General features: G+C 70.6%; 18 protein-coding genes. 10 read left to right on the top strand and 8 right to left on the bottom strand.

The annotated features are described in order from the left end of the window. Nucleotides 1–86: 86 nt before the first annotated feature. A complete protein-coding gene (locus ACTIGN_RS28465; protein ID WP_439630283.1) occupies nucleotides 87–3,059 on the bottom strand; it encodes an SMP-30/gluconolactonase/LRE family protein in 2,973 nt (990 codons plus the stop codon). A 235-nt stretch (nucleotides 3,060–3,294) separates the two neighbouring features. Next, on the bottom strand, nucleotides 3,295–4,014 hold the full coding sequence (locus tag ACTIGN_RS28460) for an outer membrane protein assembly factor BamB family protein (protein WP_439630281.1): 720 nt from the start codon (nucleotides 4,012–4,014) through the stop codon (nucleotides 3,295–3,297). Nucleotides 4,015–4,190: 176 nt separating this feature from the next. Here ACTIGN_RS28460 and ACTIGN_RS28455 point away from each other — a divergent pair, with 176 nt between their 5' ends. Continuing rightward, nucleotides 4,191–4,586, top strand: coding sequence for a hypothetical protein (locus ACTIGN_RS28455; protein ID WP_439630279.1), 396 nt, complete (start codon nucleotides 4,191–4,193; stop codon nucleotides 4,584–4,586). Beyond that, on the top strand, nucleotides 4,583–4,975 hold the full coding sequence (locus ACTIGN_RS28450; protein ID WP_439630277.1) for a hypothetical protein: 393 nt from the start codon (nucleotides 4,583–4,585) through the stop codon (nucleotides 4,973–4,975). Before ACTIGN_RS28455 ends, ACTIGN_RS28450 begins: the two co-directional genes overlap by 4 nt. Nucleotides 4,976–4,977: 2 nt before the next feature. Here ACTIGN_RS28450 and ACTIGN_RS28445 read toward each other — a convergent pair whose 3' ends face one another. Then, nucleotides 4,978–7,452, bottom strand: coding sequence for a PEP/pyruvate-binding domain-containing protein (locus tag ACTIGN_RS28445; protein ID WP_439630275.1), 2,475 nt, complete (start codon nucleotides 7,450–7,452; stop codon nucleotides 4,978–4,980). Between the two features lies 1 nt (nucleotide 7,453). Continuing rightward, on the bottom strand, nucleotides 7,454–8,098 hold the full coding sequence (locus ACTIGN_RS28440; protein WP_439630273.1) for a ribonuclease HI family protein: 645 nt from the start codon (nucleotides 8,096–8,098) through the stop codon (nucleotides 7,454–7,456). Nucleotides 8,099–8,189: 91 nt separating this feature from the next. On the opposite strand from ACTIGN_RS28440, the gene tsaB reads away from it, so the two are divergent. Further along, the gene (tsaB, locus tag ACTIGN_RS28435; RefSeq protein WP_439630271.1) at nucleotides 8,190–8,867 is read left to right on the top strand and encodes a tRNA (adenosine(37)-N6)-threonylcarbamoyltransferase complex dimerization subunit type 1 TsaB; all 678 of its coding nucleotides are present in this window, start codon (nucleotides 8,190–8,192) and stop codon (nucleotides 8,865–8,867) included. A gap of 31 nt (nucleotides 8,868–8,898) precedes the next feature. On the opposite strand, the gene ACTIGN_RS28430 is transcribed toward tsaB, so the two are convergent. After that, nucleotides 8,899–9,252, bottom strand: a complete 354-nt coding sequence (locus tag ACTIGN_RS28430; RefSeq protein WP_439630269.1) for a hypothetical protein — start codon at nucleotides 9,250–9,252, stop codon at nucleotides 8,899–8,901. A 390-nt stretch (nucleotides 9,253–9,642) separates the two neighbouring features. After that, entirely contained in the window at nucleotides 9,643–9,816 is a 174-nt protein-coding gene (locus ACTIGN_RS28425) for a hypothetical protein (RefSeq protein ID WP_439630267.1), read from the bottom strand. A 243-nt stretch (nucleotides 9,817–10,059) separates the two neighbouring features. Here ACTIGN_RS28425 and ACTIGN_RS28420 point away from each other — a divergent pair, with 243 nt between their 5' ends. Then, complete coding sequence (locus ACTIGN_RS28420; protein WP_439630265.1) at nucleotides 10,060–11,307, top strand: molybdopterin molybdotransferase MoeA; 1,248 nt, start codon at nucleotides 10,060–10,062, stop codon at nucleotides 11,305–11,307. A gap of 109 nt (nucleotides 11,308–11,416) precedes the next feature. On the opposite strand, the gene ACTIGN_RS28415 is transcribed toward ACTIGN_RS28420, so the two are convergent. Both ACTIGN_RS28415 and ACTIGN_RS28410 read right to left on the bottom strand, forming a co-directional pair. Beyond that, nucleotides 11,417–12,220 (bottom strand): metallophosphoesterase family protein, encoded by an 804-nt coding sequence (locus ACTIGN_RS28415; RefSeq protein ID WP_439630263.1) that lies wholly within the window; start codon nucleotides 12,218–12,220, stop codon nucleotides 11,417–11,419. A gap of 213 nt (nucleotides 12,221–12,433) precedes the next feature. Beyond that, complete coding sequence (locus ACTIGN_RS28410; RefSeq protein ID WP_439630261.1) at nucleotides 12,434–14,491, bottom strand: WD40 repeat domain-containing serine/threonine protein kinase; 2,058 nt, start codon at nucleotides 14,489–14,491, stop codon at nucleotides 12,434–12,436. Between the two features lie 158 nt (nucleotides 14,492–14,649). On the opposite strand from ACTIGN_RS28410, the gene ACTIGN_RS28405 reads away from it, so the two are divergent. The 6 genes from ACTIGN_RS28405 (at nucleotide 14,650) to ACTIGN_RS28380 (ending at nucleotide 19,994) form a co-directional block, all read left to right on the top strand. Beyond that, on the top strand, nucleotides 14,650–16,566 hold the full coding sequence (locus ACTIGN_RS28405) for an ABC-F family ATP-binding cassette domain-containing protein (RefSeq protein ID WP_439630259.1): 1,917 nt from the start codon (nucleotides 14,650–14,652) through the stop codon (nucleotides 16,564–16,566). Between the two features lie 25 nt (nucleotides 16,567–16,591). Beyond that, entirely contained in the window at nucleotides 16,592–16,837 is a 246-nt protein-coding gene (locus ACTIGN_RS28400) for a hypothetical protein (protein ID WP_439630257.1), read from the top strand. Nucleotides 16,838–16,842: 5 nt separating this feature from the next. Next, nucleotides 16,843–17,139 carry a hypothetical protein gene (locus ACTIGN_RS28395; protein WP_439630255.1) on the top strand — a complete coding sequence of 99 codons (297 nt, stop codon included), beginning with the start codon at nucleotides 16,843–16,845 and terminating at the stop codon, nucleotides 17,137–17,139. Between the two features lie 122 nt (nucleotides 17,140–17,261). After that, the gene (locus tag ACTIGN_RS28390; RefSeq protein WP_439630253.1) at nucleotides 17,262–18,170 is read left to right on the top strand and encodes a hypothetical protein; all 909 of its coding nucleotides are present in this window, start codon (nucleotides 17,262–17,264) and stop codon (nucleotides 18,168–18,170) included. Nucleotides 18,171–18,247: 77 nt separating this feature from the next. Further along, nucleotides 18,248–19,339, top strand: coding sequence for a sialidase family protein (locus ACTIGN_RS28385; protein WP_439630251.1), 1,092 nt, complete (start codon nucleotides 18,248–18,250; stop codon nucleotides 19,337–19,339). A 232-nt stretch (nucleotides 19,340–19,571) separates the two neighbouring features. Beyond that, nucleotides 19,572–19,994, top strand: coding sequence for a hypothetical protein (locus tag ACTIGN_RS28380; RefSeq protein WP_439630249.1), 423 nt, complete (start codon nucleotides 19,572–19,574; stop codon nucleotides 19,992–19,994). Nucleotides 19,995–19,996: the final 2 nt, after the last annotated feature.

Raw genomic sequence — 19,996 nt, 5'->3', positions numbered from 1 at the left:
AAAACGCCGTTGGTTTCTTGGGGGCCGCCCTCCGCGGCGGCCCGCCAACCGCCGATGATTTCAACCGAGCATTGAGCTGGTAGAGGCTACTTCTTCACCGGCCACACCACCCGACCGGGCGTGGTGGTGCGGATGCTGTAGAGCGTGCCGCCGCCGGTGACGTACAGCGTCTTCAGGTCGTCGCCACCGAACGCACAGTTGGTGACCTCGTCGGTCGGCACGCCCACGAACGCGAGCAACTTCCCGCTCTCGGGGTCGATGACGTAGATGCCGCCCTTCACGTCGGTCGCGGGCTCGGCCGGCGGGTTCGGCTTGTTCAGCCCGCCCGCGACGTACAGCCGCCCCTTCGCGTCCTGCTTCAGCCCGTCCGGCCCGCGGCCCTTGCCCCAGTCGTGTAGCAACTTCTGGCTCTTCGGCTCAACAGTTCCATCCGCCTTCAGGTCGAACCGCCACAACTTCCGCGCGCCGCCGGTGTCGTTGTTGTTGTCCGCGACGAACAGGTACTTGTCGTCGGCCGACACGAGGACGCCGTTGGCGCGCTCGACCTCGCGGCCGATGACCCGGTGAACCTTGCCGTCGGGGTCGATGCGGTACACGCCCTCGATGGTCTTCCCGTCGGCGTCGAGTTGCTCCATGCCGTCGCGGGGGCCGTACCGCGGGTCGGAGAAGTAGATGCGGTTCTTCGACTCGATGGTGAGGTCGTTCGGCGTGTTGTACTTCTTACCGCCGAAGTTGTCGGTGAGCACGGTCCGCTTTCCGTCGGGGGTGATGCGACTCACGGACTTGAACTCCGGCTCGCAGCACACGAGGTGGCCGTCGCGGTCGAAGAGCAGCCCGTTCGTCCCGGCCTTCTCGCGGAACACCTTCTTCTCGCCGGCCGGCGTGAGCTGGTGAATCCCCTTGCTACCACTGGTGAACACGCCGAGCTTGGGGTCCCACGCCGGCCCCTCGCCGCCGGCCCCTTCTTCCGAGAGCGTCGCGAGTTTCGCCCCCGGCTCGAAGATGGGCTGGTCCTTGGCGTCGGCCGCGACGAGGCCGAGTTCCTTCAGCACGTTCGCTGGGGTGGTGATGACGAAATCCTTCTCGTTGCCGGTGGGAGCGAAGGCCCGATGTGCCAACACATACGACTTGGCGACTTGGTCGCCTGTCGCGGTGGCGCCGTCAGGTAAGACGCCGCCCGCGATCACCACACGCCGCGGCGCGCACAGCGCAGCCAGGTGCCAGACGTCGCCGACGTCGCGGAGGATGCCCGGCGCGAGCGTGCCGAGCCGTTGGTTCGTGTACGGCGCGTCCGTGACGAAGTTGGTGAGTGCGTTGACGGCTGCGACCTTCGTGATTCGCTTGTCGGTCGCCGCGGCGCAGAGCGCCACCAACCCCGCCGGACCTTCACCGACGACAACAACCCCCGCCTCAGTCCGGTCCCCGAGCGCCAGCGAGTCGAGTAGCCGCGAGACATCAACGACCCACTGCCCCAGCAGGGGGCGGCCCTCCCACAAGCCCCACTGGGCGGAGTTGTGGTCCGGCGCACGCCCGACCCGCTCGTTCGCGTTGGCAAGTTTTCCGGTGCCTCGCAAGTCGAGCGTAGCGACCCGAGCACCGGACTTTTTGAGTAAGGCGTACGAGTCGCTCTTACGCGCTACCTCGCTCCCTTCGAGGTTCAGCAAGACGACAAGTGGCCCGCCAGCCGATTCCGTCTCGACGGTCGCGGCGAGTGTGATTCCGTCTTCGGGCGAGAAGGTGAGGGTTCGCGTGCCGCCACTAACATCCGATTTCACGCGGCCTTGACTGGGCTTCGCCGTGCCCCCGAGCGCCACGCCTAGCGCCTCGGCCGTCGGCCACGATCGTCGTGTCGCAGTTAGCCGCTTTGCCTCCTCCGCCGCGTACTTCGGGATCGTCATGAAGTCTTTGGGTCGGGTATCGCCGGGATAGCAACGCAAGTCCTCGGGCTTTTCGGTCGCGAACTTCGGCTCGGGGATCGGGTCGCCGGTGCCCTCACTTTTCAGGTGTAGCGTCATCCACCCGTACATCGCTTCCCGCATCGCCTTGCTGTAGTCGTGTGGTCCCTCGAAGATCTCGTGCCGCAAGTTCCCCGGCCGGCGGTGCAGGTTGAACACCGTGTACGCCCCCGCCACCGACTTCCGCGACTCGCCGACCGAGAACTGGACGCCGTCCTTCGTCGCGTTCATCACCATGAGCGCCCGCGGGGCGACGAGGCCGAGCACCGCCCACTCCTCGGTGAACTTCAGCGCCCCCGGCACGACCTCGCACATGCAGCACGCCGTCTGCAAGTACGCCTGGTAGGTGCCGACCGAGCACACCGGCACCACGCACTTGAACCGCTTGTCCCATGCGCCGGCGTACATCGTCTGGTTGCCGCCGCCGCTCGCCCCGGTGATGCCGATGTTGTCGCCGTCCACCTCCGGCCGCGTCAGCAGGTAGTCGACCGCCCGCATGTTCTCGTACACCTGCAACCCCGACAGGGGCGTGCCGAGCGGCAGGAGCGTGGCGGCGGTCATGTCGCCGTGGTACTCGCCGAGGGCGGTGCCGACGCCGCGCTCGCCGGCCCCGAACGCGTCGACGCACAGCACCACGAACCCGAGCTTCGCCGCACCGATGCACCGCGACTGCACCACGGGGTCCTGCTTCGCGCCCTTCCAGTGCCCGTGGACCTGGAGGATCGCCGGGGCCTTCTTCTGCCTGGCGGCGTCGGGGACGTACAGGTTCGCCGTCATGCGCACGCCGGGCCGCGTCTGGATCGTGAGCTTCTCGACGGTGTAGCCGTCGCGCTTGAGCGGGTCGCCGTGTTGTTGCGGGTCGAGGGGGCACGGCTTCGCGGGGAAGCACGCCTCGCCGCCCCACGCGGCGAACAGGTTCTTCCGCAGTTCGGCCTCTTGCGCCTTCCACGCATCGAGCGTCTCGGGCGGCTTGTCGTTCTTCCGCAACTCGGCCGCCTGCTGGACGACGAACGCCTGGTACTGCTTGTTGGGCGGGAGGTCGTCGGCCGCACGGACCGGCCACGCGGCGACGAGCGAGAGGGCGAGGAGTGCGAATCGCGACATGAGTTCACCGGCTGGGGACGAGGCGAGGTGACGCCCAGTGTGCCGGGCGGCGCGGCGGGATGCAACCGTGAAGAGCGAGTAAGCGGCGGATGAAGACAGAAGAGGATTCACCGCAGAGGGCGCGGAGGGCGCAGAGAGAAAGACAAAAGGCAGAGAAGAGTTCGTCTTCAAACCCTGTATTCTCTCGGTCTTTGATCTTCTCTCTGCGCCCTCCGCGGTGAATCCTCTTCTTCAATCACGGCGGGGGCGGCGACCACGGGTTGCCGGCGAGTTCGCGGGTCCACACCGGCTTGCCGTCCTTCGTGGCGGTGAGCATCACCTTTGTGACCATCGCGGCCCCGGGCTTGAACCCGGGCAACTGCTCCTCGATCTGGAACTCCAGGTCGCCCACCTTGTTCCTGGACGCGCCGAACTCCGCGTCCCGCGGCTTCCGGTCCTCGGCGGTCACCTTGCCCGACGCGAGGTCGACGGTGGCGACCCCGACCGCCTCCTTTCGGGCGGCCTCCTCGACCTCGGGCGGCGGGGCCGCGCCGCCGGCGTAGGAGGCGTTGGCCTGCCATGCGACGGTGACCTTCCCGCCCACCGCCGCGGCCCCAATGCGGAACGACCGCCCGTGCTGCTTCTGGGTTGTGGCCCAGTCGGGCATCTTGATCGCGTCGGACGTGCCGAGCGTCTTGCCGGTGGCGGCATCGAGAGCGACAACGCGGAAGCCGTTGGGCGCCTTCTCGTCGGCGACCCACGCGACGACCGTGGTGCCGGACGCGCCGGCGAGCCGGTTCGCGGTCTTGTTCGCCCACAGCACCTTTCCCGTCGCGGCGTCGAGCGCCTCGACGCCGTCCTTGCCCCGGGCGAACACAATCCTGCCGTCCGGCGAAGCGACCACGTCCGGCCCGACCCAGTGCCCGGCGGGTGCCGGGTCCGCGGCGAGTACCGCCGCAAGCAACACGACCGACATGCGATTCCCCCGGTGCGAGTGCGAAGCAACCCGCCCCAGTGTACCCGAAGCAATCCGAGGCGGTGTAACGAGCGCGCCGGCCACTGCCACCCCCCAACACGCGGCCCGCCACTTGACAAGCGAGAAGTGAACGTGCCAACTGGTGCGACCCACTCGCTGGATTGGAGCTGCCGAACTTGACTCCCGCGCCCGCACCGATCATCCTTCAACATGGGACCACGCTCCGGCGTGCCCAGGAGATCGCGGCGCGTGGCCCCGACCCGCAATACGTTGAGCCCAACAGCGGGAGACGATGGGATCCGCCCGGGTTCTCGACCGCGAGGACGGACCGCCCGTTCGGAGTTGGATCGCCGGACCAGTACGCCCGACTCAAGGCGGCAAACTTTCCGAACGAGGGCGGACCGGCGGTATTGGAGATCGAGGTTCCCCCGGACATCATCGCGGTGCTGGAGTCCGACCCCGACGCCCGAGACGCGATGGACAGCGGCGACACTCTGTTCGATCCCCGGACCGGCATGACCGAGTTGCTGGCGGCATGGCCCCCCCTCGTCAAACGGATCATTCGCGTATGACAAGTTTGACCACGGCAGAGCGGGCGCTCGACCTGTTCCGGCAGCGGCCGGACGTCGAGAACCGTATTGACTGGATCGCGAACCAGCTTCTTGCGCTGGCCGCTGAGGGCGACGGACTGGCGCTCCGAATCGTAGCGACCGAGGCCGGGGGCCACGCCCTGGAGTGCGCCGAGTCCGGCCACGTTTCGGTCACAACGGAGGCCGGTCCCGTCCGGCTGTTTCGAACGGTTCTCGCGCGGCTCGCGAAGATGGCCGAAGAGGAGAGCGGGGCTGCGTTCAACCCTTACGGCGGGGCGCTGGTGTTCCGGCGGTGCGATATCGGGGCCGTGAGCGTCGAGTTCAGCAACGTGGCCGCGTTGCACTCGGTACGGTTCGCCAAGCGCATCTGAACTCAGCCTGACGCACTCACCACCGTCACGGTGCCGCGGCCGCCGTCGACGCGGACGGTCTGGCCGGTCTTGAGGCGCTGCGTCACGCCGGGCAGGCCGGCGACGGCCGGCAGGCCGAACTCGCGGGCCACGATCGCTCCGTGCGACAGCACGCCGCCCGTCTCCATCACCAGCCCCTTCGCGCGAACGAACAGCGGCACCCACGCGGGGTCGGTCGTCGGGCACACGAGAACGTAGCCGCCCTCGCCCGGCGGCGCGGCGGTCGGCTCGGTCAGCACCAGCGCCGGCCCCTCGACCACGCCGGCCGAGAGCGGCACGCCTTCGAGCTTGTCGCCGCCCGCGGGCTCGGGGAGCGGCCGGCCGATCGCGTCGAGGTCGTCGCTGAACAGCACCGGCGGCACTTCGAGCGACAGCTCGGCCTGCCGGCGCTTGCGGGCGACCGCGATCGGGCCGGAGAGGTCCTTGCCCGCGAGGAGGTCCGGGAGGTCGCCGGGCGTCAGGTAGAAGATGCCGCCATTGAGCCCGAACCGGCGGTCGAGTTCGACCAGCGCGCGGCGGATCACCGCGTACCCCAGCAGCAGGTAGTTCTTCCCCGCCTCGCGGAGGCCCAGATAGGTCCGCAGCCGCGTAACGGTCGCCTGGAACTGGTCTCGGGCCGGGCCGCCGATCTGCGCCTCGGTCGCGACCGCTTCCCACCGCGACTCGTCGGGCGCGCTCGGAGCTGCAGTCGCACTGCCGCCGCGAACCAGCTTGCTGAGCTCGTCGGGCACCTCGGACCACCGCGGCTGCGCGAGTTCCATCTCGTTCGTGGTGCGGTGGCCGAACTGCGCGAGGAACGCGCCGCGGTCGAGCGTGCCGGCGGCGAGTTCGCGGACCGCCTTCGCGAGGTTCGCGTCGGGCGGCGGGCTCGCGCCGAGGCTCAGCTCGCCGACCGCAATGCGCGCCCGCTCCTCGCCGAGCTTCGGAGTGAGGGTGTCGGTGAGGTTGCCCCACGCCTGGTCCGCGAACACCGTTGGCTTCAGGCTGTCGCGCGCGAAGTCGATCAGCGCCTTCTGGGTCCACACCTCGATCTCGCGGACGAGCGAAAGCGGGTCGAGCTTCGACCAGTCCTGTGCGAGTGCGGCGCGTGCCGCGGCGACGAACGGCGGCGCGACCTCCTTCGTGAACTTCTCGGCGAACGTGCCGGCCAACTCGGTGCGGACGCGCTTCTCGCGGTTGAGCTGCATCATCAGGCCGGGCAGCTTGAGCAGGCCGACGAGGCACCCGCTGCCGGCGAGCGGGTTCAGCACCGGCTTCGGGTCGAGCGCCCGCCGCGGGTCGGTCTTGAACAGCCCCATCGGGTACTCGACCGGGGGCCGCGTGAACTGCACCCGCGGCATCCGCGACAGGTTCGCCATGGGCCGGCCGGCGACGAGGTCGAACGCCGACAGCGGGCCGAGCGCCGGGTCCGGCTTCGCGCCGAGGTCGCGGTTCATCGCCCCGAACCCGCCGTCGGCCGCGAGCAGCCGCCGCACCACCGACCACGTCATCGGCGTCGGCTGTGGGAGCACCTCGCTCAGGTTGTACCGGACCCAGACGGTCCCCTTCGGCTCGGCCTTGCGCTTCAGGTCGGCGACCACCGCCCGCCGCACCTCCTCGCGCTCGGCGGCGCTCGCCACCGTGATCGGCCGCGCCTGGAGCAGAAAGAATTTCCCCGCGGCGACGGCCCACTCGACGTCCCGCGGGTCGCCGTAGAACGCCTCGACCCTGCGGCCCAGGTCCGCGAGCTGTGACACCTCGGTGTCACTCATGCAGAACCGCTGCTGGTCCGCGGGCGGGACGTGCTCCTCGCCGTCCTTGGTGACGCGGACCGACTTGAGGCCGAGGTGCTTCTCGCGCACGGTCCCGGTCGCCCGGTCGATCTTGAACCGGTCCGGCTGCACCCGGCCCGACACGACCGCCTCACCGAGGCCCCACGACGCCTCGGCGAGCATCGTCTCGCCGGTCGCGTCCATCGGGTCGCGGGTGAACAGCACCCCCGCGGCCTCGGCCGGCACGAGTTGCTGAACGACCACGGCCATCGCGACCGCGGCGGCGTCGATTCCCTGGCGGGTGCGGTACGCGACGGCCCGTTCGGTGAACAGCGACCGCCAGCACCGCTCGACGGCCTCGACGAGCCGGTCGCCGCCGACCACGCCGAGGATCGTCTCCTGCTGGCCGGCGAAGCTGGTGTCGGCCGCGTCCTCGGCCGTGGCGCTCGACCGGACCGCGACCGGCCCGCCGCCGAGTTGCTGGTAGGCCTCGATCAGGGACCGCTTGAACTCGGTGTCGGACCCGATGCCGCGCTGCGACAGCCGGCGGAACGCCTGTGTGGTCACCACGAACCCCGGCGGCACCGGGAGCCCGGCAGTCGCGGTCTTGGCGAGGCTCAGCCCCTTGCCGCCGACGTGGGCGGCCTCGGCGTCGGTGATCGCGTCGAAGAACAGAATGTGCGGCATGTCACTTCGCCTTCTTCTTCTTGAGCACGTGGCCGTCTTCGAGCACCGACCAGAGTTGGTCCCACACCGCCTCGACCGGAACCGCCTTCACGCCGCCCTCGGCCCAGGCCCGCGCAGCGGACGCCAGCACCGCGAGCGCGTCTCCGCGGACGCCGGCGTCGGACGCGGCCTGGGGCGGGCCAGAGGGGCTCGCGGCCGGGGCGGTCGCGCTGGGCGGGGGCGGGCCGGCCTGGCCGCGCTTGCGGGGGCGGCCGTCGAGCGCGTCGTTGCCGATCTCGTCGGCCCGCTTGTTCTGCTCGCGGCGGACGTGCGCGATGCGGAACTCGGCGAACCCGGCCGCGAGCTGCTTCGCCTCCCGGTACAGGGGGAGCATGTCCGGGTGCTTCACCTTGTACTCGCCGTTCATCTGCTTCACCATCAACTCGCTGTCGCTGAAGACGGCGAGCCTCGGCACCCCGAGTTCGCGGGCCAGGGCCAGCCCCTCGACGAGTGCGGTGTACTCGGCGACGTTGTTCGTCGCCTTGCCGATCACATCAGCTTCTTCGACCACGGGGAGGCCGGGCCGCGAAAGCACGACGGCGTAGGCCGCGGGGCCGGGGTTGCCGCGGGACGCACCGTCGATGTGCATCGTGGCCGTGTCGGACATTTCGCGATCCGGGGGTACAACGGCAGGGCGGGTGCGGAGAATGATGGGGATTCTAGGTGCGCGAGCGGGGGGCGGAAGCCCCTCGGACCAAATGGACGGCAACTGGCTGGTGCTCGAAACGTCGGGGCGGGCGGCGAAGCTCGGGTTCGCGCGCGGCGGTGCGGTCACACGAGCCGTCGCGCTCGACGACGCGCGCCGGCACGCCCGCGACCTCGCGTCCACCGTCGACGGCTTCCTGAAGGCCGAGGGGCTCGTGCCGCGTGACCTCACGGGCATTGTGGTGAGCCGTGGGCCGGGGAGCTACACGGGGCTGCGGGTGGGGCTGATCTCGGCGAAGGCGCTGGCCTACGCGACCGGGTGCGCGCTGGTCGCCGTGGACACCTTCGCCGCGGTCGCGGAGCAGGCACCGGCCGAGGCGCCGGGCGTGTGGGTGATCGCCGACGCGCTCCAGGGGCAGGTGTACGCTCAGCGGTTCGACCGCACCGCGACCGGGTGGGTGCCGTTCGCGGAACTCCGCATCGTCGCCGTGGACGAGTGCGTGCCGTGGCTCGCGGGCGGGGCGTGGGTGAGCGGACCCGGGGTGAAGGTGTATGCCGAGCGCCTCCCGACCGACTGCCCGCGGGTGGCCGAAGCCGACCGCGAGCCGCGGGTCGAGAGCCTCTTCGCCGTGGCGCCGCGGGTGCCGCCACTGACGCGCGAGGAGGTGTTCGCGCTCGAGCCGCTGTACCTCCGCGGCAGTTCCGCGGAGGAGAACGCGAAGTCCGTCTGAGCGGCGGCGGGGCCGACGCCGCTCAGACGGGTCAGTTGCCGGTCTTCGGGTTGACCGGCATCGGGTTGGGGAGCTCGGACCCCGGGACGACCCTCGGCCCCGGCAGCGGCACCGGGTGGCCGATCTCCGGCGGGTAGCCGACCGGTTGCGCGTACCCGGCGGGGTGCCCGCCGACCGCACACCCCGGACAGTCGGGACCGCCCCCCACCACCCCGGCCGGCCGGAACGCGGGGCCGGGCGAACACGCCGGGGCACACGGGGAGCAACTCGCCCCCTGGTGGAACCGCCAGCCCACGTTCGGGAACGCCTCCCGGAAGCAGCAACAGCCGGACGTCATCGAGACGACGCCGACGAACAGAGAGTACCATAATGCGCGGGTCTTCATCGGACCGAACCTCCTCTCCTGGAGCGCGGCAAAAAAGTAAGGAGCACCGCTCGTCCGATCCATCGGAAGCCGCCGGAATCCTTCCGTCGCTGGGCGGGCGGTAAGCCCTACCCGAATCGCGGCCGTTCCACTGCCGTCACGACACGATCATGCGCTGTCGCCGCAGGGGAGCAACCGGGCCGGGGGAGATTCAGTGGGTAGTCGGCGGAATCCAGAAGACCTGGCGCGACGGGAGAAACCCGCCGGATTGGCGAAGTGGGGAAGGGGCGTGCGGTCGTGCGGGCCGTGCGGCCTGCGGGGCATCGAGGAGGGGGCCGCGGAGACGCGGAGACACGTGGTTCTCTCTCCTTGTCTCCTTGTCTCCCCCTCTCCTTGGTCAACCATCCGCGGTCACGGCCCCGGGGGCGGGAGGAACCCCGCGGGCGGGCCGCCCTTGTCGCAGCACCCGGGCGGCGGCGCGAGGCTGTTGGAGTTCGAGCACGAGTTCTTGCGGCACCCGCACCCCGACAACGGGAGCACGGTGGCGAGGGCAAACACGGCGAGGATCAGGCGGCGGGTGAGCATCAGGTTGCTCCGTCGGTTCAGGGATCGTTGGGGCATCAACGCCGGGCGACCCGGCGAGCCGTACCGTCGGTACGACCGGCCCTCCGTACGTACAACTCTAGGGTCCGCACCCCGGTTCCGCGGCGCGAGACTTGAGCAATTTCGCCTGGAAACCTTGGGCGTTCGCGCGATTGTAGCGGTGGCGTTGAGGGAACCGGTGCGCGAACAAGGGGGAGCCGTGCGGGTTGCGCCGGTTACGCGGTCATGACAGATTCGAGCCGGTTCACCGACGTGCGAATGAAGGGGTTCGGCCCCCGCGCCCCCGTCGCCGACGTGCTCGCCGCACTCGACGCCCGGACCGCCCCGCTCCCGGCCGAAGGGGTGGCGATCGCGCGCCTCGCGGGCCGGGTCCTGGCCGAAGCGGTCGCGTCCCCGGTCGACGTGCCGGCGTTCGAGCGCGCCGCGATGGACGGCTACGCGGTCCGCGCCGCGGACACCTCCCCCGCGGGGCCGCTGCTCGTGCGCGGCGAGGCGATGCCCGCCCGCCCGTTCAGTGGAACCGTCGGAGCAGGCGATGCCGTGCGGATCACCACCGGCGCGCCGATCCCCGACGGGGCCGACGCCGTTCTGATGGCGGAACTCGCAGAACCGCACGCCGACGGCCGCGTCACGGCCCGCGAGGCGCTCGTTGCGGGAAAGCACATCGTCCGCGTGGGTGAAGACGTCGCGAAGGGCCGGGTCGTCCTCGCGGCCGGTCGCGTGCTGCGGCCGCAGGACGTCGGGTTGCTCGCGTCGATCGGCGTCGCCGCGGCCCGCGTTCACCGCCGCCCGCGGGTCGCGCTGCTGGTCACGGGGAACGAACTGCTGCCTCCGGGCGACGCGCCCACGGGCTTCCGCATCGTGGACAGCAACTCGCCGATGCTCGCGGCGCTGGTCACCCGCGACGGCGGCGAGCCGCTCCCGGTGCGCTACCTCGCCGACGACTTCGCGGTCGTGCGGGACGCGATCCGCGACGCCGACGCCGACGCGGTCCTGGTATCGGGCGGCACGTCGGTCGGCACCGCGGACCACGCGCCCGCGGCCGTGGCCGAACTCGGCGAGCTGGCGTTCCACGGCGTCGCACTGCGCCCGGCCGGGCCTTTGGGCGTCGGCTTCCTTCTGGCCCTCAGCCCGTTATCCCGCCCCATCTTCCTCCTCCCCGGCAACCCGGTGTCGTGCCTGTGCGCCTACGACCTGTTCGCGGGCCGCGTGGTGCGGCGGCTCGGCGGGCGGTCGTGGGAACTGCCGTACCGGAGCGAGACGCTGCCGCTCGCGTCGCGGGTGCCGTCGGCAACCGGCCGGACCGACTACGTTCGGGTGCGCATCGAGGGCGGGCGGGTGGTGCCGATCCTGGGCGTCGGCGCGTCGAACCTGAGTTCGGCGGTCGCGGCCGACGGGTTCGTCCTCGTGCCGCCGGAGCGCGACGAGTTGCCCGCGGGGGAGACGGTCGTGGTGTGGCGGTACGACGGGTGACCGGCCGCCCGCGACTGCCCCGCAGAGGGTGCGGCGGGATCGTTCTTCCCTGGGACCGCGGGCGTCCCGCCCGCTCTTTGGCAGCCGAAGCCCGCACAGAGCGCCGGAGTCACCGCCCTTCGCGGAGTTGGTCGGCGAGGGAGTCGTCGAGTTCCGGGGTGTCGTAAATCTTCTGCACGGTCACGTCCACGTCGTATTCGACGCGCCGGAACGTGACCGTGAGCCCGTCGACGAGCGCGTAGCACGCCCGCCAGTCCCCGTCCCGCGGTTGCCCCACCGACCCAACGTTCACGATCGTCTTACGGTGATCGAGGCGGTACACGCCGCCGAACTCGGGCGGCGAGCGGAACTGCCAGAGCGGTTCGATTACGTTGTCATCGCTCGCACGTTGGATGTATCGCTCGCGTTCTTCCGCGGTGAGGAGGGGCGGCATGAAGAACACCCCCGGAACGTGCGTGTGACCCGCGAAGCAGTACTGGTTCATCTCATCGCCGATCCGGATCATCTTCCGCGCGTTGTAAACGTCCTCGGGGAAGACGTACTCGTTCAATGGGTTCCGTGGTGAGCCGTGGACAAAGAGGAAATCGCCTTCCAGATGCGAAGGCGAGAAGCCGGCGAGTGCGTCCCACAGATCGTTCCGGCCGCTCGCTTCCATCACCTGTCGGTGCCAGAAGATGGCTCGTTCAGAGATTAGGTTGAATCCGTCTGGGTCGAACATCGCGGCCTGGTCGTGATTCCCCAGCAGTTTGACGTCCCACGCCAGCGAGCGTTCGAGGCACTCGATCGGGTTGGGACCGTACCCAAGGACGTCGCCGAGGCAGATGATGCGCGTGACGGGGTGGCGGGCGACGTCGTCGAGGACCGCGTCGAGCGCCTCAAGGTTCGCGTGGATGTCGCTCAGCACCGCCCACATTGTTCCCTCCGGCTCGTCGGTGCTTCCGGTGATTCCGGATGGTTCCGGATTGGTCGAGTTCGCTGCGGAGTGTCGCAACAATCACGCAGCTCACATCTTGTGCCAATCTGACATTGTTTCTTCCGGACAAGTGCGGTTGATTCCGGTGTTCCGGATGATTCCGGACGAGGGGTGTCCCTCTCGCCCGGAATCATTTTGAAGCCGGGTCGGCGGTCACTCCCGCGGCGGGGTCGCGTCGAAGATCCGCACGCCGCTGCCGGTCGCCACGGCGAGCTTCGAGCCGTCCGGGCTCCACGCCACCGCGGTCGCCGGCCCCGGCACTTCCAGCGTCAGCACGTCCACGCCGGTCCGCACGTCCCACAACCGCACGGTGCCGTCGGCCCCGACCGACACCAGCCGCGAGCCGTCCGGGTGGAACGCGACCCCGGTGACCCGGCCGCGGTGCCCGGCGAGGCGGCGCGCCCCCGAGCCGGTACTTGCGTCGCAGATCCGCACGACGCCGTCGGCGGCCCCGGTCGCGGCCAGTTCGCCGTCGCGGCGCACCGCGAGTGCGGTCACGTCGATCGCGACATCGGCGGCCACGGGCGGCGACTTCGCGCCGCTCCGGATGAGCCCCGTAGCGATCCGCCACTCCCACAGGCGTGCCGAGCCGTCGGGTGCGACGAACACGACCACCGAACCGTCGAGCGTGAACGCCAGTTCGCGGCACCCGGCCGGCACGCGGACGCTGGCGAGGGGCACCGCCGTTCGGGTGGCGACGACACTGAGCATGTCGTCGGTCAGGAGCGCGAGGTGCCGGGCGTCGGCCGAGAGCGCGACCCGGGCGACCGCGGGGCCGCCGGCGAGCGCGACCGCTTCGGGCGGGGCGAACAACCGCCGCCAGCGCTGCGCCAAGCCGAGTTCGCGGGCGTCCTGCTTGCTCTGCCACAGTTGGTGCGAGGCGAGGTGCCACTCCCACTCGCGGAACCGCTCGGGGCACCCGGAGAGGAGTTGGCGGGCGCGGGCCACGTTCCCGCCCCGGAGTTCCCAGAGGGCACGCTCGGTCGCCCGCACGGCGAGCGCGAACTCGGCCTCGGCCTTCGCCTCCTCCGCGTAGCCGTGCGCCGCGTCGGCCCGCTGCCGCGCCTCGCGGGCCTCTCGCAGCGCGGCCTCGGCCTCGACCCGCCGCGCGTCGGCCCGGAACCAGAGGACCGTGGCGACCGCGGCGAACGCGCCCAGCACCACCGACAGCGCCCCGAGCGCGTACGCCGGGTGCCGGCGGATCTGGTACGCGACCCGCTCGGCCGGGGTCCGCCGGGCGACGCTCACCGGCTCGTCGGCGAGGAACCGGTCGAGGTCGTCGGCCAGCGCCGCGGCGGTCGGGTACCGGTCGGCCGGGTGCTTCTCCAGGCAGTGGGCGACGACCGCGTCGAGGTCCTGGGGCACCCCTGGGGCGCGGCCCCGGACCCGCGGGGCGTCGCGGTCCGCGATCACGCGGAGGATCTTCTCGGCGGTGTCGGCCTCGAACGGGAGCCGGCCGGTGAGGCACTCGTACAGGACAACGCCCAGCGCGTGGACGTCGGTCCCCGGCCCCAGGAGCGCGGCCTGGCACTTCGCCTGCTCGGGGGCCATGTACGCGGGCGTGCCGACGGCGACCCCGGCCTGTGACGCGCCGCCCGGGAGCATCCCGCGGGCGAGGCCGAAGTCGGTCACCTTGGGCCGGAGCCGGGCCGGGGCGAGGGACACCACGGGGTACTGGGCGAACGGGTCGTCGTCGGACCGGCTGTCCTCCTTGACCCGCGCCACCTCGTCCCCGCCCATGAGGATGTTGGCGGGCTTCAGGTCGCGGTGGACGATCCCCGCTTCGTGCGCCGCCTGGACCCCCCGGGCCACCTTGGAGACGAGCGCCGCGGCCGCCCGGGGCGGGAGCCGGGGGCACTCCTTCAGCAGCGCCGCGAGCGACCCGCCGGCGACGTACTCCATGACGAGGTACGGGCGGTCGTCGGCCTGGCCGAACGCGTGGACTTGCACGACGTTGGGGTGCTGGATCGCCGCCACCGCCTCGGCCTCGCCGAGGAACCGGATCCGGTCGTCGACCTCGTCCGCGTCGGTGCAGATCATCTTCACCGCGACGAACCGGTTGAGCGCCGCCTGCCGGGCCTTGTAGACCACGCCCATCCCGCCGCGGCCCAACTCGCCCACGATTTGGTACCCGGGCACGTCGGGCCACGGCTCGGGGCGCGGCACGCGCGGCACGAGGTCCGGCGACGTGGACGTGGTGTCGGGGAGCATGCGGCGGCCTTCGGGCTGCGGGGCGGGAGACGTAGCTGGAGTATGACCGATCCGCCCGCCCGGCACCACGTCGGCCGGCCGCCCGCGGGCCGCGGGCGTAAAACACCTCTTGCGGGAACCGGCTCCCGCGTCCGAGGTCCGACCCCGCGGGTCCACGCATGCTCCTGCTCTCGTGCACGAACGTATCCCGGGGCTACGACGCCACCCCGCTGTTCGACGACGTGTCGTTCGAGATCCACGTCGGCGAGCGGGTCGGGTTCGTCGGCCCGAACGGGGCCGGGAAGACGACGCTCCTGAAGTGCCTCGCGGGGATCGACGAGCCCGACTCGGGGAAGATCACGCTCCACGCCGGCGCGCGGCTCGGCACCCTAGTGCAACTCGCCGAGTTCCCGCCGGGCCGCACGCTGTTCGACGAGGCCAAGAGCGCGTTCGACGAACTCATGGCCACGCAGCTCGAGTTCGAGCGGGTCGGCGAGGAACTCGCGGCCTGCACCGACGAGACGAAGCACAAGCAACTCGGCCAGAGGTTCGACCGGCTCACCGAGATCCTGCGGCACCACGACGCCTTCGAACTCGACCACAAGGTCGAGAACGTGCTGAGCGGCCTCGGGTTCAAGGCCGCGGACTTCGGCCGCGACGCGAACACGTTCTCCGGCGGCCAGCAGCGGCGGCTCCTGCTCGCCAAGTTGCTCCTCTCGGCCCCGGACGTCATGCTCCTCGACGAGCCGAGCAACCACCTCGACATCGACACCACGCGGTGGCTCGAGAACTACCTGTGCCAGCAGCCCGAGGGGATGCTGATCGTCAGCCACGACCGGTACTTCCTCGACAAGGTGACGAACAAGACGTTCGAGCTGCACCAGCGGAAGATCACCAGCTACCCGGGGAGCTTCCACCAGTACGTGCGGCTGCGGGACGAGCGGTACGAGCGGCAGTTAAAGGAGTACGAAGCCCAGAAGGAGTACATCGAGAAGCAGGAGGAGTACATCCGCCGGGCGCACTACGGGCAACTCGCGAAGCAGGCCCAGTCGCGGGTGAAGGCGCTCGACAAGGTCGAGCGGGTCGAGCAGCCGACCAAGGTGGCCGGCCCGCACATCCGGTTCAGCGAGGTGACCCGCTCGGGCGACAACGTGTTCCACGTCGAGGACCTGGAGAAGCGGTACGGCGACAAGGTGCTGTTCACCGGCCTGAGCTTCGACGTGCCCCGCGGCAAGCGGCTCGGCATCATGGGGCCGAACGGCTGCGGCAAGACGACGCTCCTGAAGATCCTGCTCGGCGAGGAGGAACCGACGGCGGGCGAGGTGCAGCGCGGGCACCTCGTGTTCCCCGGCTACCTCGACCAGCACCTCGCGCTGCTCGACCCCGAGAAGTCGGTGATGCGGGCGGTCTGGCCCGACGCCGACCCGGAGCACACCGAGCAGAAGATGCGCGACCTGCTCGGCGGCTTCGGGCTCCAGGGCGAGATCGTCGAGCAGCAGGTGAAGTTCCTCTCGGGCGGCGAGCGGTCCCGGGCGGCGCTGGCGAAGTTGACCGTCAACGGCGCGAACATCCTGGTCCTCGACGAGCCGACCAACCACCTCGACATCTGGGCGTGCGACTCGCTCGAAGAGGCGCTCAAGGCCTACGAGGGCACGGCGATCGTCGTGAGCCACGACCGGTACTTCCTGAACCGCGTCGTGGACCTGCTGATCGTGTTCAACAACGGCACCACCGAGGTCGTGTACGGCAACTACGACACCTACGAGTTGCTGCGGAAAGCGCGTGAAGAGGCCGACGCGGAGAAGGCCGGCCGCGACCGCAAGCGGCCCGAGGCGGCCCTGACCCGCGACGCCGGCGGGGCCGGCAAGCCGGCGAAGCGCAAGCGGCAGTACCCGTACCGCAAGGTGACCGACCTGGAGGCCGACATCGCCACCGCCGAGAAGCAGATCGCCGACCTCGAAGCGGCGATGCAGTCGCCCGACGTGTACAAGGACGCGACCCGCGTCCGCGACACGATGAAGGACCTGGAGGCGACCAAGAACGCCCTCGCCCGGCTGTACCTGCACTGGGAGGAGGCGGTAGAATTGAACGGGTAGCCCGACCCCGAGTGAGGTGCGACCGATGAGCGAAGCAACCCCCCCCGAGCCCAGCGCGGATGTGCCCAAGTTGCTGACGGACGTCCTTGGGCGGTTGAACGCACTGGAACGGGAAGTCGCGGCCCTGCGAACTGAGCGGACGTCGCTCGGCTCCCTGGTGCCGTACACCCCGCCAACAGAGGAAGAACTGCAAGACATGCTCCACGGCCCGCGTGGGCAACCAATTCTGCAAGTGATTGAGGAGTACGAGCGGAAGTACCTCGGGAGGTGACTGCCGTGTCGCAACCGAACTTCGAGGTCGCCCACTCGCGAGCCGTGCTGGAAGAGTTCCGGCAGGTTCTCGACCACGCGCGAGACGGGGGTGTGCTTCCGATCGCGCTCCGGGCCAGCCGCTGGATCATGGAAGAACTCGCCCTGACCCCGCTGGAGTTCGGCGAATCTCGCGAGTACCTCACGCACCTGGACCTGTTCCTCCGGATCGGCTTCGCCGGTCCACTCTATGTCGAGTTCGCGGTCAACCTCCCCAACCGGATCGTGTTCATCCGCCGGTTCGGGTTCAGTCCGTCCAAGTAGCCGCTTCCCTTCAGTCCTCACCGGCGTTTCAGGCTTCGCGGCTGACGGCGGCGCGGGTTCCCCTTGAATCCGGGCGGTGTCCAGAATCTAATCTCAGGTGCCCGTCACGGAGGACGCCGCCGATGCTCACCCAGGTTCTCAACCGCCTCGCCGCGCGCACGGCGCTCCCCTCGGCACTCGTACCCGCCGCGCCGCGGCCCGCTCCGAGCCCCGACGCCGGGTTCGACGCGCTCCCCCGCCTCGCACAACTCGCTGCCGACCTCGCCGCGGTCCCCGAGCGCACGCAACAGCGCTGGGGCGAGCCGGCGGTGTTCTTCTTCGACGCCCGGCGACAGGCCGAACTCGAAGCGGCCCGCCCCGCGACGCCGGTGGCGGACCCGTTCGCGGACCTCGCGCCCCGCATCACCGCGGAAGTCTCGGCGCTGTGCGCCTCGCCCGAGGTGCGCCGGGTCGCACGCGCCACGGCCGGCTTGCGCGAGGCCGCACTCGCGCTCGCGCCGGCGTGCGCGGCCGCCAAGGATCTGGCCGAGTTGCTCGCGGTTCCGGACGACGAGGTCGTAACCGTGCTGCACCCGGCGCTCGGCCGCGGGTTCCGCTGCGTGGTGCGGGGGGTCGCGGACGCCGGCCAGTTCCACCTCCTGATGCTCGACGCGGCCGCCGACCTGCTCCCCGGGCCGCGCCCGATGCAGCGGTTCGTGGCGGCGTGCCGCGACGCGAACCCGACCAGTGCGGCCGGCGTGACCATGCTCGCCGAGGCCCGGTTCCAGATGTACGCGGCCGGCGCGCTGCGGGCCGGCGGCACGCTCCCCGACGGGTTCGGCGGCAGCGACCACTGGCTCTGGCCGCACACCCCGCTGGCCGCTGTCCCGGCGGTCGGCGGCGAACGGGTCGTGCTCCTCGGCCCGCCCGCCTACCGCGCGACCTGGGAGGTCGCCCGCCGCTTCCCGGCGATGCCGGCCGAGGTGCGGTTGATTGAAACGCTCGACCCCACACAGGTGACCGAGCGACTCGCGGCGCTCTGCTCAAAGTAGGCCCGCTCCCGGCGCTGGTATTCGCCCCACTCTGAAGGTATGCTCACGGCACCTGCCCTCCCCCTCGGAGCCCCGCCGTGCGCCTCTTCATCACGCTGAGTGCCGTTCTCATCGCCGCCCACGCCGCCGCAGCAACCGAACCCGAGCACGCGCCGGTGTTCGTCTCCGGTGAGGGCGGCTACCACACCTACCGCATCCCGGCGGCGATTGTCGGCCCGAAGGGCACGCTCCTCGCGTTCTGCGAGGCCCGCAAGGGCGGCCAGGGCGACGCCGGCGACATCGACCTGGTCCTCAAGCGCAGCACCGACGGCGGCAAGACCTGGGGCAAGGCGCAGGTGGTGTGGGACGACGCCGCGAACACCTGCGGGAACCCGTGCCCGGTCGCCGACGCCAAGACCGGCACGATCCACCTCTTGATGACGCACAACCTCGGCACCGACAGCGAGTCGGCGATCGTGAGCGGCAAGAGCAAGGCCGGTCGCACCGTCTGGGTCAGCACCAGTACCGACGACGGCGAGACGTGGTCGAAGCCGACCGAGATCACGAAGGACGTGACGAAGACCGGGTGGACGTGGTACGCGACCGGCCCCGGGGTCGGCGTCCAGCTCAAGAGCGGCCGGCTCCTGGTCCCGTGCGACAGCAAGAGCGAGGGCGGGAAGGTGCGCGAGTCGCACGTCATCTACAGCGACGACGGCGGCAGGGCGTGGAAGCTCGGCGGGGTCGCCGGGCCGGACTGCAACGAGTCGCAGGCGGTCGAACTGGCCGACGGGTCCGTGATGCTGAACATGCGGACCTACGCCAAGAACAACCGGCGGTTCGTGGCGCTCAGCACCGACGGCGGCCAGACGTTCTCGAAGCCCGTCGAGGACAAGGCGCTGCTCGACCCCGTGTGCCAGGGCAGCATCCTGCGGTTGCCCGGCGACAAGGGCGGCATCTTGTTCTCGAACCCGGCGAGCACGAAGCGCGAGAAGATGACGGTGCGGCTGAGCCGCGACGAGGGGAAGACGTGGCCGGTGGCGAAGGAACTGCACGCGGGACCGGCGGCGTACTCGTGCCTCGTGGCGCTGCCCGGCGGCGACGTCGGGCTCCTGTACGAGCGCGGCGACAAGAACCCGTACCAGACGGTCACGTTCGCCCGCGTCCCCCGCGCGTGGCTCACGGGGGAGTAATTCCGGAGGCAAGTCTCTGGTGGGGGCCGCCCTCCGCGGCGGCCCGCCAACCAGTTCGTGCGCATCCCAAGTGGATTTCAACTGACCGAGGGTACGAAACCAAGAAACCCGGTCGTAGGGCCGGCTACGCCGGGCGAAGCCGCGCGGAGTGTTTCAAGTACGGCCGGCACAGCCGGCCTCACGACGGGTTCTGTCCGGTGGTCCTGAACTCGAGTACCGACCAGGGGGCACCATGCTCACAGTCTCAGCCAGAGCGATCGGCCGCAAGAAGCCGATCGTCAGTGACTTCTCCGTTCCCGTTCCGGGCGGTGCCGCGGGCGGGGTTCTGCTCCTCCGCGACGTGATCGAGCACGTCGTCCGTCAGGAGGTGGCCGCGTTCCGGGACCGCCAGGCCGAGCGCCGGTTGTTCCGCGCGCTGACCGCCAAGCAGATCGAGGACGGCGTGGCGACCGGCAAGGTCGCGGCGGGGGCCAGCGATCTCGACCAGGCGGTCGACGCCGACCGGGCGGTCGCGACGGCACTGGAGGCCTTCGCCGACGGGTTGTTCATGGTCGTCGTGGACGACGCGGAACACCGGGACCTGGACGCCGCGGTGCCGCTTGCCCCGACGAGTCGGCTTACGTTCATCCGACTCACCATGCTCGCCGGAGGCTGACC

The sequence above is a fragment of the Gemmata sp. genome (assembly GCF_051859125.1).
Lineage (GTDB): Bacteria > Planctomycetota > Planctomycetia > Gemmatales > Gemmataceae > Gemmata.
This window is presented reverse-complemented; position numbering and strand designations above follow the sequence as displayed.

Coding starts and splice junctions, on each gene's coding strand:
- ACTIGN_RS28425 (WP_439630267.1), bottom strand. CDS start 9,816: ATGCTCACCCGCCGCCTGATCCTCGCCGTGTTTGCCCTCGCCACCGTG.
- tsaB (WP_439630271.1), top strand. CDS start 8,190: ATGGACGGCAACTGGCTGGTGCTCGAAACGTCGGGGCGGGCGGCGAAG.
- ACTIGN_RS28415 (WP_439630263.1), bottom strand. CDS start 12,220: ATGTGGGCGGTGCTGAGCGACATCCACGCGAACCTTGAGGCGCTCGAC.
- ACTIGN_RS28390 (WP_439630253.1), top strand. CDS start 17,262: ATGCTCACCCAGGTTCTCAACCGCCTCGCCGCGCGCACGGCGCTCCCC.
- ACTIGN_RS28430 (WP_439630269.1), bottom strand. CDS start 9,252: ATGAAGACCCGCGCATTATGGTACTCTCTGTTCGTCGGCGTCGTCTCG.
- ACTIGN_RS28445 (WP_439630275.1), bottom strand. CDS start 7,452: ATGCCGCACATTCTGTTCTTCGACGCGATCACCGACGCCGAGGCCGCC.
- ACTIGN_RS28380 (WP_439630249.1), top strand. CDS start 19,572: ATGCTCACAGTCTCAGCCAGAGCGATCGGCCGCAAGAAGCCGATCGTC.
- ACTIGN_RS28400 (WP_439630257.1), top strand. CDS start 16,592: ATGAGCGAAGCAACCCCCCCCGAGCCCAGCGCGGATGTGCCCAAGTTG.
- ACTIGN_RS28465 (WP_439630283.1), bottom strand. CDS start 3,059: ATGTCGCGATTCGCACTCCTCGCCCTCTCGCTCGTCGCCGCGTGGCCG.
- ACTIGN_RS28450 (WP_439630277.1), top strand. CDS start 4,583: ATGACAAGTTTGACCACGGCAGAGCGGGCGCTCGACCTGTTCCGGCAG.
- ACTIGN_RS28405 (WP_439630259.1), top strand. CDS start 14,650: ATGCTCCTGCTCTCGTGCACGAACGTATCCCGGGGCTACGACGCCACC.
- ACTIGN_RS28420 (WP_439630265.1), top strand. CDS start 10,060: ATGACAGATTCGAGCCGGTTCACCGACGTGCGAATGAAGGGGTTCGGC.
- ACTIGN_RS28440 (WP_439630273.1), bottom strand. CDS start 8,098: ATGTCCGACACGGCCACGATGCACATCGACGGTGCGTCCCGCGGCAAC.
- ACTIGN_RS28460 (WP_439630281.1), bottom strand. CDS start 4,014: ATGTCGGTCGTGTTGCTTGCGGCGGTACTCGCCGCGGACCCGGCACCC.
- ACTIGN_RS28410 (WP_439630261.1), bottom strand. CDS start 14,491: ATGCTCCCCGACACCACGTCCACGTCGCCGGACCTCGTGCCGCGCGTG.